This is a genomic window from Aeromonas sp. ASNIH4 (assembly GCF_002934425.1).
Classification (GTDB): Bacteria; Pseudomonadota; Gammaproteobacteria; order Enterobacterales; family Aeromonadaceae; genus Aeromonas; species Aeromonas hydrophila.
Window position 1 is genome coordinate 4,174,533 of the sequence record NZ_CP026217.1, and the last position, 12,160, is coordinate 4,186,692.

Annotated in this window: 11 protein-coding genes and 1 tRNA gene; 11 read left to right on the top strand and 1 reads right to left on the bottom strand. The window is 59.2% G+C overall.

Features of this window, described 5'->3' with window-relative positions; all coding sequences use genetic code 11:
• Positions 1–16: 16 nt before the first annotated feature.
• A tRNA-Leu gene (locus tag C2U40_RS19470) sits at positions 17–102 on the top strand.
• A 109-nt stretch (positions 103–211) separates the two neighbouring features.
• The gene (locus C2U40_RS19475) at positions 212–484 is read left to right on the top strand and encodes a late competence development ComFB family protein (protein WP_181014716.1); all 273 of its coding nucleotides are present in this window, start codon (positions 212–214) and stop codon (positions 482–484) included.
• Here C2U40_RS19475 and C2U40_RS19480 read toward each other — a convergent pair.
• Positions 479–688, bottom strand: a complete 210-nt coding sequence (locus C2U40_RS19480; protein WP_011707516.1) for a hypothetical protein — start codon at positions 686–688, stop codon at positions 479–481. The two genes, C2U40_RS19475 and C2U40_RS19480, sit on opposite strands and share 6 nt — an antisense overlap.
• 299 nt (positions 689–987) lie before the next feature.
• Here C2U40_RS19480 and nhaC point away from each other — a divergent pair, with 299 nt between their 5' ends.
• The 9 genes from nhaC (at position 988) to C2U40_RS19530 (ending at position 11,858) form a co-directional block, all read left to right on the top strand.
• The gene (nhaC, locus tag C2U40_RS19485) at positions 988–2,397 is read left to right on the top strand and encodes a Na+/H+ antiporter NhaC (RefSeq protein ID WP_103827079.1); all 1,410 of its coding nucleotides are present in this window, start codon (positions 988–990) and stop codon (positions 2,395–2,397) included.
• Between the two features lie 106 nt (positions 2,398–2,503).
• Complete coding sequence (locus C2U40_RS19490; RefSeq protein WP_029302108.1) at positions 2,504–3,427, top strand: LysR family transcriptional regulator; 924 nt, start codon at positions 2,504–2,506, stop codon at positions 3,425–3,427.
• A 199-nt stretch (positions 3,428–3,626) separates the two neighbouring features.
• Positions 3,627–4,772 carry an ABC transporter substrate-binding protein gene (locus C2U40_RS19495; protein ID WP_060390633.1) on the top strand — a complete coding sequence of 382 codons (1,146 nt, stop codon included), beginning with the start codon at positions 3,627–3,629 and terminating at the stop codon, positions 4,770–4,772.
• Positions 4,773–4,844: 72 nt separating this feature from the next.
• On the top strand, positions 4,845–5,858 hold the full coding sequence (locus tag C2U40_RS19500) for an ABC transporter ATP-binding protein (protein ID WP_103827080.1): 1,014 nt from the start codon (positions 4,845–4,847) through the stop codon (positions 5,856–5,858).
• Entirely contained in the window at positions 5,855–6,823 is a 969-nt protein-coding gene (locus C2U40_RS19505; protein ID WP_024944801.1) for an ABC transporter permease, read from the top strand. Before C2U40_RS19500 ends, C2U40_RS19505 begins: the two co-directional genes overlap by 4 nt.
• 7 nt (positions 6,824–6,830) lie before the next feature.
• Entirely contained in the window at positions 6,831–7,646 is an 816-nt protein-coding gene (locus tag C2U40_RS19510) for an ABC transporter permease (RefSeq protein WP_011707522.1), read from the top strand.
• 29 nt (positions 7,647–7,675) lie between these two features.
• A complete protein-coding gene (locus C2U40_RS19515; protein ID WP_103827081.1) occupies positions 7,676–9,106 on the top strand; it encodes a gamma-aminobutyraldehyde dehydrogenase in 1,431 nt (476 codons plus the stop codon).
• Positions 9,107–10,168: 1,062 nt separating this feature from the next.
• Complete coding sequence (gene sseB / locus C2U40_RS19520; RefSeq protein WP_103827082.1) at positions 10,169–10,966, top strand: enhanced serine sensitivity protein SseB; 798 nt, start codon at positions 10,169–10,171, stop codon at positions 10,964–10,966.
• A 646-nt stretch (positions 10,967–11,612) separates the two neighbouring features.
• Complete coding sequence (locus C2U40_RS19530; protein WP_103827083.1) at positions 11,613–11,858, top strand: hypothetical protein; 246 nt, start codon at positions 11,613–11,615, stop codon at positions 11,856–11,858.
• The last annotated feature ends 302 nt before the right edge of the window (positions 11,859–12,160 follow it).

Consider the following 12,160-nt stretch of genomic DNA (forward strand, 5'->3'; position numbering starts at 1 on the left):
TGGAGAAAATCAGTGTGCGAAGGTGGCGGAATTGGTAGACGCGCTAGCTTCAGGTGTTAGTGTCCCACGGATGTGAGGGTTCGAGTCCCTCTCTTCGCACCATTCATTATGCAAAAGGCCCATCACGAAAGTGATGGGCCTTTTGTTTTTAGCCCTTGTTATGACTATGCTTTTGACGACTCACCGCCCATCGTCATGCCAAGGAACGCATATGATACTGGATACCGACATTCACAACTTCTACGAGCATCTGGTGCTCAAGGAGATTGAGAAACAGGGGCTCAACCAGAAGCTGAGCGCCAACCAGATGGCCGATCTCTGCTGTCTGACCCTGAACCAGCTGCCCTCCCACTACATTCGTCACGACGTCGACATGATCTACTTCCTGACCGATGCCAAGCGTACCGAGATGGAGAAAAACGTCATCGAGTCGCTCAAGCTGGCACAAGAGAAGGTGCAAAGCGCCCCGGCCACCTCGTCATAACCAGGGCTGTTGCCAGATCAGGGCCGCGACTCCCGTCATACCGGCCACCGGCAGCAGGATCAGCGCAGGCCTCAGCCTGGGTTCGAGCATGACCCAGGCGGCCAGCAAGAAGCCCAGGCTCCACATACCGTACGCCTTGTCCTGACCCCAGATCAGGATCGCCAGCAGCCCGATCAGCAGCATGGCTCTCACTATCCATCTCATGACACACTCCCCTCCAACAATTGATAACAATTATCATTTGTATTTTAGGAGTATGCAATCGGACTTTTCTATCGGAGTCGAATGTCCCATCGGGGCAAACAGAGCACTCAAAAACGGGTTATGAGATCAACTAATTTGTAAGTTTTTCAATCAAAACTGCATTTTTGCTAAATCAGTTGGGATTTGCCCCCCTAGGTTTGTGGTAGATTGCGGCCTCTTTTTGGGTGGGCCCCTCGGGATACGTGTATCCACAGGACGAGAGGGACTGACCTTGGCGAGCAAGAGTTTAGGAAGTATCTATGCAAAACCAACAAAACCACATCCGATTGCCGGGCATGTCGCAGGTGTTTGCCTGCCTGGCCATTTTCCTGGCCCTGGCCTTCTCCTTCACCAGCGTGCTCGACCTGCCAATCCAGTTGGCACTGTTCATCGCCTGGTTCGTCATCATGGGGCTCGGCATCAAGCTCGGCCATGCTTACAAATCCCTGGAGCAGGCCGCCGTCGACGGCGTCGCCAAGGGGATGGGGGCCATCTTGATACTGGTTTCCGTGGGAGCCTTGGTCGGCACCTGGATCGCCGGTGGCATCGTCCCCAGCATCATCTACTTCGGCCTCAAGGTGATACACCCGTCCATCTTCCTGCTGGCGACCCTGATTATCTGTTCGCTGACCTCGCTGGCCACCGGCACCTCCTGGGGCTCGGCTGCCACTGCCGGCATCGCCATGATGGGGATCGGCCACAGCCTCGGCGTGCCCGCGCCGCTGGTGGCGGGGGCCGTGCTCTCCGGCGTCTACTTCGGTGACAAGCTCTCCCCTCTCTCAGACTCCGTGGTGCTGGCCTCGACCATGTCCAACGTCGACGTGATGGAACACATCAAGGGGATGCTGCCCATCAGCCTGTTCTCCTATGTCATCACCGCCGCCCTGTTCACCGTGGTCGGCATGCAGTACTCCGGCAACGTCAGCCTGGAGCAAGTCAACCTGGTGATGGAGGCGCTCGACAAGCAGTTCAACATCACCCCGCTGGCCATAGTCCCGGTGGTGCTGGTGCTGGGCCTGTTGGCCAACCGCAAGCCCGCCTTCCCGGTGATCAGCTTCGGTGCCCTGCTGGGCCTGGTCTGGGCCATCCTGTTCCAGGACATGGATCCGGTCAAGGCAATGCACTCCGCCTACAGCCCGTTTGCCATCACCTCCGGCGTCGACTTCATCGACAACATTCTGGGCCGCGGTGGCATGGAGTCCATGCTGGGCTCGGTGGCCGTCATCATCTTCGGCTTGGGGTTTGGCGGTCTGCTGGAGAAGGTCGGCATCCTGGAAGTCATCGCCAGTGCCTTCGAGAAGCGCATCAACGGTGCCGGCAGCCTGACCACCCACACCATAGGCACCGCCTTCCTGGCCAACGTGTTCGGCTCGGCCATGTATGTGTCGCTGATCCTGACCCCCAAGATCATGGCCAAGAACTACGACCGGCTGGGACTGGCACGCAAGAACCTCTCCCGCAACGCCGAGTTCGGCGGCACCCTCACCTGCGGCATGGTGCCCTGGAGCGACAACGGCATCTTCATGGCCGGGGTACTGGGGGTGGCGACCCTCGACTACCTGCCCTACATGTGGCTCAGCTTCACCTGTATCATTGTGACCATCACCCTCGCCTATCTCGGCAAGGCGGTGAACCGGATCCCGGTGATCGAGGCGGCCAGCTCCCGCTAACCACCGGAAAAACCATGACAAAAGGCGCCAGCACGGCGCCTTTTGTCTGGCCGCGATTCGAGGGTAAGCTGGCAGTCACCTTGATCACACGCGGCAGGACGCCCAGATGAACTTCACCTTTCGCCAGATCCGCTATTTCGTGGCGGTGGCCGACAGCTTCTCGGTCAGCCGCGCCGCCGCCGAGCTGCACATCTCCCAGTCGGCGGTCACCAGCGCCATCCGCGAGCTGGAGACCGAGCTCGGCGCCGCCCTGTTCGAGCGCAATCCACGCGGTGTCAGCCTCACCACCCAGGGTCACCAGTTTCTGCTGCACGCCCGTCGCATCCTCGGCGCCATGACCGAAGCCGGCCAGTCCCTCAAGGCGGTGGCCCAGCAGGATCAGGGGCAGCTCACCATAGGCGTGACCACGCTGGTGGCCGGCTACTACCTGTCGGAGGCGCTCGGCCGCTTTCGCCGCGCCTTCCCGGCGGTGCAGATCGAGGTGAAGGAGGATGAGCAGCCCTATCTCGAGCACCAGATCGTCAACGGCGAGGTGGACGTGGGGATCCTGATGACCAACCGCACCATCCGCCAGGAGGCGTTCGATACCGAGCTGCTGACCCGCTCGCCGCTGCGGGTCTGGCTCGCCGCCAACCACCCGCTCTGCGCCGAGTCGACCCTCTCCCTCAAGGCGCTCGGCGAGGAGCCCATGATCTCGCTGACCGCCGATCAACTGGACCAGATCATCGGCGGTGGCCTGCGCCGCTACGGCATAGCGCCGCGCATCGTGCTGCGGACCGCCTCGGTGGAAGCGGTGCGCAGCCTGGTAGCGAGCCAGCTCGGGCTCGCCCTGCTGCCGGATTTTGCCTACCGCCCCTGGTCGCTGGAGCAGGAGCGGGTCGAGGCCCGCGCCATCAAGGAACCCATCCCCGCCATCGACATCGGCCTGGTGTGGCGGCGCGGCTCGCGGCTGGAGTGGACCGCCCGCGAGTTCATCGACATAGTGCGGGATCAGAGCCGGCTGCGGGCCCGTCAGCAGGTTTCTCGCTAACCGTTTCCGGAGACCTGACGACCGTATTGCCATAGAAATTCAGATTCATCTGCACTCGATATCGATTTAGCAGATACCTCTGGCGTTAAAAATTGAAATTCTCATTGCTCACGGCTTCTCCTACGCTCATGACTGGTTAACAGGATGTTAATTGTCAGCGTGGCATCACAACTGTGCCCGCCTCAGCAAGGAGAGCAAGATGAAACTGACCCCCCTCACCCTGGCCCTGGTCCCCGCCCTGCTGGCAGGACAGACCCAGGCTGCCCCCACCACCCTCGGCAAGGGTGAAGGCCAGCTCAACATCGTGGCCTGGGCCGGCTACGTGGAGCGCGGCGAGACCGACAAGAACTACGACTGGGTCACCGGCTTCGAGCAAGAGACCGGCTGCAAGGTCAACGTCAAGACGGCCGCCACCTCGGACGAGATGGTGGCGCTGATGAACGAGGGAGGCTTCGATCTGGTGACCGCCTCCGGCGACGCCAGCCTGCGCCTCATCGCCGGCGGCAAGGTACAGGCGCTCAACCTGGCGCTCATCCCGAGCTACGGCAAGATAGACCCCCGCCTGCAGAATGCCCCTTGGCACACGGTGGACGGCAAGCACTATGGCGTGCCCTACCAGTGGGGCGGCAACATCTTGATGTACAACACCAAGGTGTTCCCCAAGGCGCCCGACTCCTGGAGCGTGGTGTTCGAAGAGCAGACCCTGCCGGACGGCAAATCCAACAAGGGGCGGGTGCAGGCGTTCGACGGCCCCATCCACATCGCCGATGCCGCCCTCTATCTGATGAGCCACCAGCCAGCGCTCGGCATCAAGGACCCTTACGAGCTGAACGAGGATCAGTACAAGGCCGCCCTCGACCTCTTGCGCCAGCAGCGTCAGCTGGTGGGACGCTACTGGCACGACGCCTTCGTCCAGATCGACGACTTCAAGAACGAGGGGGTAGTGGCCTCCGGTTCCTGGCCGTTCCAGGCCAATACCCTGATCGCCGACAAGCAGCCCATCGCCACGACGGTGCCCAAGGAGGGCGTCACCGGCTGGGCCGACACCAGCATGGTGCACAGCGAGGCGAAGAACCTGACCTGTGCCTATAAGTGGCTGGAGCACTCCCTCAACAACAAGCTGCAGGGGGATCTCGCCTCCTGGTTCGGCTCCGTGCCTGTGGTGCCGGCCGCCTGCGAGGGCAATGCCCTGCTCGGGAAAGAGGGGTGCAAGACCAACGGCATCGACAACTTCGATCGGGTGCGCTTCTGGCGTACCCCTGTCACCCAGTGCAAGAGCCAGGGAACCTGCGTGCCTTACTACCGCTGGGTCTCGGACTATATCGCCATCCTGGGTGGTCGCTGAGGTGCCTCAGTAAATGCCGATATGGGGCCGGACAGGAGTCCGGCCCGCTTCCCACACAGACAAGGACGTCCCATGAATGCCGTACAATTTGACCGGGTCAGCCGCCACTATGGCGAGGTGAAGGCGGTTGACGACATCTCCTTCCAGATCCCGGCCGGCGAGTTTTTCACCCTGCTGGGGCCGAGCGGTTCCGGCAAGACCACCTGCCTGCGGATGATCGCGGGCTTCGAATACCCGAGCGAGGGGGAGATCCGGCTGTTCGGCGAGCCCTGTTCCACCGTGCCCCCCTACGATCGCAACCTCAATACCGTGTTTCAGGACTACGCCCTGTTTCCCAACATGGATGTGCGCGACAACATCGGCTACGGCCTGATGCTCAAAGGCGTCCCCAAGGCGGAGCGTTACCGCAAGGTGGACGAAATGCTGGAGCTGGTGCGCCTGCCCGGCGTCGGCAACCGCAAGCCGGGCCAGCTCTCCGGCGGCCAGCGCCAGCGCATCGCCATCGCCCGGGCACTGATCAACCAGCCGCGCATCCTGCTGCTGGACGAACCGCTCGGGGCGCTCGACCTCAAGCTGCGCGAGCAAATGCAGCTCGAACTGAAAGCCTTGCAGCGCCAGCTCGGCATCACCTTCATCTTCGTCACCCACGATCAGCAGGAGGCGCTCTCCATGAGCGACCGCATCTGCATCTTCAATCAGGGCAAGATCGAGCAGATAGCCGCGCCGGATACCATCTACGACGCCCCCGCCACCCCCTTCGTCGCCCGCTTCGTCGGCACCGTCAACCTGTTCGAGGGGGAGCAGGCCCACCGTCTGTGCGGCGATGCTCGCCAGATGATGGTGCGCCCGGAGCGGATCCGGCTCGCCGAGGCCGGCACACCGGGCTGGTCAGGGGAGGTGCGTGAGGTGGAGTACCTCGGCCCCTTCGTGCGCTACCGGGTCGATCTCGGCGAGCAGCTCGAGCTTATCGTCAACCACCCCAACGAGGGCCAGGCCCGCCTGCCCCGTGGCGCCCGGGTCAGCCTCAGCTGGCCGGAGCAGGCGATCCATCGCCTGCACACCGCCCCCCAGGGAGCTCAACCATGAGCGCCCCCCACAGTGCGAGCCTTGCCATGAGCCAACCCACTGCCCCCCTCTCCTACCGGCCGCTGCGACGCCTCTCCACCCTGCTCTACGGGCGGCCGGGTCTGCTGCTGGCCATCCTGCTGGGGCCGCCCCTGCTGTGGCTCGGCATCATCTATGTCGGCTCCCTGCTGATGCTGCTCTCCAACGCCTTCTTCGGGCTGGACGAGTTCAGCGGCCAGATCCGCCACGAGCTGGGGCTGCAGAACTTCGTCGCCCTGCTGCGAGCGGAGAATCTGGACGTGATCCTGCGCACCGTCGGCATGTCGCTGCTGGTGACCCTGGCCTGCGCCCTGCTCGGCTTTCCGGTGGCCTACTACATGGCGCGCTACACCAGCGGCAAGACCCGGGCCCTGTTCTACGTCGGCATCATGCTGCCGCTCTGGTCCAGCTATCTGGTGCGGGTCTACGCCTGGAAGCTGATCCTGGCCAAGGAGGGGGTCATCAGCTGGCTGGCTGATACTCTGGGACTGGACTGGCTACTGGACGCCATCCTCTCGCTGCCGGTGATCGGGGGACCGTCGCTGTCGTTCTCGCGCATCGGCACCTTCATCGTGTTCGTCTACGTCTGGCTGCCCTTCATGATCCTGCCCATCCAGGCGGCGGTGGAGCGGATCCCGCGCTCCTTGCTTGAGGCGAGCGGCGATCTCGGTGCCACTCCGGCCCAGACCTTTCGCACCCTGATCCTGCCGCTGGCCCTGCCCGGCGTGGTGGCAGGCTCCATCTTCACCTTCTCCCTGACGCTGGGGGACTACATCATCCCCGGCATCATAGGCAACTCCACCATGTACATAGGTCAGGTGGTCTACATGCAGCAGGGCACGGCGGGCAACCTGCCCTTCGCCGCCGCCTTCTCTCTGGTGCCGATCCTCATCATCGCCATCTACCTCACCATCGCGAAACGCTTGGGGGCCTTCGATGCGCTCTAATCAGCCCATGAAACGGGACCATGGCAACCAGCCTTCCGGCCTGCTCAAGTACGCGGCCATCGGCGGCCTCTTGTTCCTGCACTTTCCGATCCTGTTCATCTTCCTCTACGCCTTCACCAGCGAGAGCAAGAGCTATCAGTTCCCGCCGCCCGGGCTCACCCTCAAGTGGTTCGAGGTGACCCTCAACCGCCCCGACGTGTGGCGCGCCATCCAGCTGTCGCTGGAGGTAGCGGGGCTGGCGACGCTGGCCGCCATGGTGCTTGGCACTCTGGCGGCGGGGGCCATCGCCCGCAGCCGCTTCTTCGGCCAGGAGGTGGTGTCGCTGTTGCTGGTGCTGCCCATCGCCCTGCCCGGCATCGTCACCGGCATCGCGCTGCGATCCGCCTACGGGGTGATGGAGATCCCCTTCAGCTTCTGGACCATCGTTATTGGTCACGCCACCTTCTGCGTGGTGGTGGTCTACAACAATGCCCTGGCGCGCTTTCGCCGCACCAACCAGAGCCTCATCGAGGCGTCGATGGATCTCGGGGCCGACGGCTTCCAGACCCTGCGCTACGTGATCCTGCCCAACCTCGCCACCGCCCTGCTGGCGGGAGGCATGCTGGCGTTCGCCCTCAGCTTTGACGAGGTGATCGTCACCACCTTCACCGCTGGCCAGCAGACCACGCTGCCGATCTGGATGTATCAGGAGCTGATCCGGCCACGGGACAGGCCGGTCACCAACGTGGTGGCGCTCATCATAGTGGCCTTCACCACCATTCCCATTCTGCTTGCCTACTACCTCACCCGCGACGGCCAGGACGTCGCCGGCAGTGGCAAATAACGACTCAACGCGTGCGCAAGGATGCAACCATGAAACTCTCTACCCAACTCTTGATCGACGGCCAGTTCGTCACCGGTGACGGCCAGGCCGAGCCCATCCTCAACCCCGCCACCGGGGAGCTTCTCGCCTCGGTGCCAGAAGCCTCGTTCGAGCAGGTGAACCGGGCGGTGAACGGCGCCCAGCGCGCCTTCGCCCAGTGGAGCCGCACCACCCCGGCGAGCCGCAGTACCCTGCTGCTGCGCCTGGCCGATGCCATCGAGCGCCACGCCGAGGAGTTTGCGGCGCTCGAATCCCTCAACTGCGGCAAACCCTATCTGGCGGTGCTCAATGACGAGCTGCCGGCGGTGGTGGACTGCTTCCGCTTCTTCGCCGGCGCGGCCCGCTGCCTGCAGGGGCCGCTGGCGGGGGAGTACATCGAGGGGCACACCAGCATGATCCGCCGCGATCCCATCGGGGTGGTGGGCAGTATCGCCCCCTGGAACTATCCGTTGATGATGGCGGCCTGGAAGATGGCCCCCGTGCTCGCCGCCGGCAATACGGTAGTGCTCAAACCCTCCGAGCAGACCCCCCTCACCGCCCTGCGCCTGGCGGAGCTCGCCAGCGAGCTCTTCCCCCGCGGCGTCATCAACATCGTCTGCGGCCGGGGCGAGAGCGTGGGGGCGCCGCTGGTGGAGCACCCGCTGGTGCGCATGGTGTCGCTCACCGGTGACATCGCCACCGGCCAGAAGATCCTGCAGAGCGCCGCCCGCACCATGAAGCGCACCCACCTTGAGCTGGGCGGCAAGGCGCCGGTCATCATCTTCGACGATGCGGATCTGGAGGCCGTGGTGGCGGGCATTCGCACCTTCGGCTTCTACAACGCCGGCCAGGATTGCACCGCAGCCTGCCGCATCTATGCCCAGGGCAAGATCTACGACAAGTTTGTCGCCGCCATGACCGAGGCGGTGGCCTCCATCAAGGTGGGCGGTCAGCGCGAGGAGGGGGTGGAGATGGGGCCGCTCATCTCGGACCGGCAGCGCAACCGGGTGGCCAGCTTCGTGGAGCGCGCCCAGAGCAGCGGCCACGTGGAGGTGACGGCGGGGGGCAAGATCCGCCCCGGCAACGGCTTCTTCTTCGAGCCGACCCTGATCGCCCACGCCCGTCAGGAGGATGAAATCGTGCGCCGCGAGGTGTTCGGCCCGGTGGTGTCGGTGACCCGCTTCAGCGACGCCGAGCAGGTGGTGCAGTGGGCCAACGACTCGGACTACGGCCTCGCCAGCTCGGTCTGGACCCGGGATCTCGGCCTTGCCAGCAAGGTGGCCAGCCACCTGCAGTACGGCTGCACCTGGATCAACACCCACTTCATGCTCACCTCCGAGATGCCCCACGGCGGCATGAAGATGTCCGGCTACGGCAAGGATCTCTCCCTCTACGCCCTCGAAGACTACACAGTGCCGCGGCATATTATGGTGAAGTTGTAGGGGACACCGAGAGGTGCTCGACCAAGCTCCTGGCCTGTGGCAAGCACGAGCCCTCCCGAGCCGGGAGGCTCATTCGTCTTAGGAATAGGGTGCAATCAACGCAGTTCATTGCACCGGGCACGGGGAGCCGCAAAAGGCACGAGGGGTTCCTCCTCGAAGGGGTTCGCCCGCCCTGCGGGCCGGGGTGAGTGACTTTGGAAAGGTCCATAATCACCAAAGGTCTCCTCCCCCGTCAGCCCGACCGCTGTGCGGTTTCCCTCAGGCCGGTCACAATGCCAAACGGACCGCCGCAGATGGAGCATCCATGCCCCGCTAAGGCTGAGCCATCATCCCTGATGGCGCTCCTAACCTTGCCCCTCCCCTCGGCGGCTTGCAGGGGGTCAATAATACCGTACCCCTCTGTTGCTCTTGCTGATACTTGCCACATTCGTAGGTTCGAATAGTGCAGTGTGTATTCGAATATTCGAGAGCACGTCTCTACAGACCCGGAAGGATTAAAAGAAGAATCAATACCCTACCCGCTGATGCTTTATCAATGTTGTGATAGCCCACACTATGCGTTGGTCATTAATTTATTGATCTTGCGCTGGAAACCATCGCGCCCCTCTTCCCTCTACAGCACAACTCGCTAACATAGCCGTTTGGCAAAACGTCTCGTCGGAGTCACCCATGGGCCAAGCCAGCGCAACCTCGCAGGTAAAAAGCAGCAGACTGGAGGCTGTAATTCAGAGGCGGTAGCCATGCCTGATGGCATTGATAAGCGAGAGTTGCCCACAACGACCAACTCAAAATGGTGACGGTTTCATTTCTGAGCTGTCCACTCTGGCGGGGTTTGACGGCGCTTCCCATGAGTAGCCCATTCACTTTTTTTACACAGCGGCAATCGTGGCGCAAAAAGAGGGGGCAAGTGAATACCCTCACCCAATGTGAACTGGCAATGTTATTATTGAATGATAATTTTTACTTGGCGGACATGAAGGTGTTACAGAGTAATATGAAACTATCTGCTAACAGATTAGTACCGCCTTTAGTCTAATCATTGTTATGCCTAGAGGAAGACTCGTGGAAATAACCGAAGAAAATAAACTAGAAGAGATTTTAAGATTGGCTGCTGATGAGCCAGCCCATCGACCACAATTCTGTGAAGTTCTACTAAGCTCGCAAGTATTTTTGCTTGGTACCACTGGAGTGAAAAGCTCGGATGGAGAAGTGAATCTAACAGCTGGTAGTAAAATTAAAATACAGCATTGGGAGAGGACAGATGGCTCATCTGTAATTCCGTTCTTTTCCTCGCTAGAAGTATTGAAAAAATCAATTAATAACCAAGAATCATACCTTATCCTACCAGTACGCTCTTTATTTGAAATGACGCATGGGGCTACGTTATTTCTTAATCCCAAGTCAGACTATGGTAAACAGTTTTCTCCAGAAGAAGTTGCACAGTTGTTATCTATAGGTATCAGTCAGGCACCATCCCAGAGAGTGGTAGAGAAAGAAACTAAGGTGCTGCTGGGGCAGCCTTCTAATTACCCATCAAAAATGGTTGACTCACTTACCCAACTATTGACAAAGCATGGCAATGTTAAAAGAGCTTATCTGGCACTCATGCATGATACATCTGTTGATGAGAAACCACATCTCATAGTTGGCATAGAGGCAGATGGTGATATTGAAAAAGTCATAAGGGAGGCTGGCAATGTAGCTGGCGATACCGCGCCCGAAGGTGAGCCTGTTGATCTCTACATGGTAAATAAAAATGATCCTGGTCTTAGCCAGTATTTTATAAATCAAACTAAACCATTCTACGAGAAAAAATGGGGTTCAAAGCTAAAATCGTGGTTTGGTGTAGGCAAGGCATAACAAAGTGCAGCTAGGGAAAAACCTACGCTGCACTTCGGTCTGTCCTAGAGTACGACGTTACGTGGCATCGCAGAGAAATAAGCATGGATGAATATTTCAATATCGAAAAGTATATTGTAGCGAGTGATATTGGCTCTGGCCGGGATGGGATGGGATGGGATGGGATGGGATGGGATGGGATGGGATGGGATCAGCATAGAGGTTTATTCTGGCAACGACAGGATTCTGGAAGTCTTTCGAGATCACACTAAAAGACCAGAGAGGTAACTTTTTACAAAAATGACCTAGATCTTGAGCTTGTAGAGCAAGCAATTAAAATATTCAAACAGGAAATCCCGTGGGAATTTCATGAATGACATTGGCTTGCAAGTTACTACATAACAAAACCCGGCAGTTTGCAGCCTTCGGCTGCCGGTCTCGCTACGCTCAGCGCTATGGACTGCGTTAGACCCACCAACTGAGTAACCAAGCAATTCCGTGGCTCACTGCTTCTTTAAGAGGCGCACTCTCAACACGAGTTCTTATGGAAAAAATCAAAAAATATCCCTCTGGCTCTCCATTCTTGCGCTCATTACCTCGTTCATCACTGGGTACCTCCAGTACCAGTTAGGACGCTGTCGAAGAATGGTTAACAAACAAACTGAAAATGACCCTTCAAAAATCCCCACTAAATCTAACCGATCTAAGAATGATTAGCGGTGTAGAGGAAAAATCCTCAGGGGAGCAAGCTCTGTTCATTATCCCGGGCATCATAAAGATCGACCGCCAGCTTACAGGCAACATTCTCTTGGGAGAAAATAAAAATGCAAGAATATTTTTCACATCCACCAAGGGAAATCTGTTTGAAGCGCTGGCAATTATTGAGGTGGAAAAACAACCAAATAAATCCTGAATGTGCTGAGCTTGGGCATAACTGGTCGGTCAAGCGGACGCCGACACTAACCATGGGTGTTAACTTTAATAAAAAGGGAAGATCGAGATGAAATTGCAAGTAGATGTAGAACGCCTTAGCTGTAAAAGAAACATGAAAGTTAAAGCCTAAGATATGCATTTAGGCAGAAAAAATTTTCCCAAACTGTAGGGCAGAAATCAGCGTTATAGGTGATGATGGCAATAAAGCCAAAAAGGTTATAAACTACTTCTAGAGATAGTTCAAAAAACTCAATCAGATAAACCATTAACAAAGTCCGCCAG

What these genes read in the sequence shown, in the direction of transcription:
- C2U40_RS19475 (WP_181014716.1), top strand. Translation starts at nt 212, where the DNA reads ATGATACTGGATACCGACATTCACAACTTCTACGAGCATCTGGTGCTC.
- C2U40_RS19480 (WP_011707516.1), bottom strand. Translation starts at nt 688, where the DNA reads ATGAGATGGATAGTGAGAGCCATGCTGCTGATCGGGCTGCTGGCGATC.
- nhaC (WP_103827079.1), top strand. Translation starts at nt 988, where the DNA reads ATGCAAAACCAACAAAACCACATCCGATTGCCGGGCATGTCGCAGGTG.
- C2U40_RS19490 (WP_029302108.1), top strand. Translation starts at nt 2,504, where the DNA reads ATGAACTTCACCTTTCGCCAGATCCGCTATTTCGTGGCGGTGGCCGAC.
- C2U40_RS19495 (WP_060390633.1), top strand. Translation starts at nt 3,627, where the DNA reads ATGAAACTGACCCCCCTCACCCTGGCCCTGGTCCCCGCCCTGCTGGCA.
- C2U40_RS19500 (WP_103827080.1), top strand. Translation starts at nt 4,845, where the DNA reads ATGAATGCCGTACAATTTGACCGGGTCAGCCGCCACTATGGCGAGGTG.
- C2U40_RS19505 (WP_024944801.1), top strand. Translation starts at nt 5,855, where the DNA reads ATGAGCGCCCCCCACAGTGCGAGCCTTGCCATGAGCCAACCCACTGCC.
- C2U40_RS19510 (WP_011707522.1), top strand. Translation starts at nt 6,831, where the DNA reads ATGAAACGGGACCATGGCAACCAGCCTTCCGGCCTGCTCAAGTACGCG.
- C2U40_RS19515 (WP_103827081.1), top strand. Translation starts at nt 7,676, where the DNA reads ATGAAACTCTCTACCCAACTCTTGATCGACGGCCAGTTCGTCACCGGT.
- C2U40_RS19530 (WP_103827083.1), top strand. Translation starts at nt 11,613, where the DNA reads ATGACCCTTCAAAAATCCCCACTAAATCTAACCGATCTAAGAATGATT.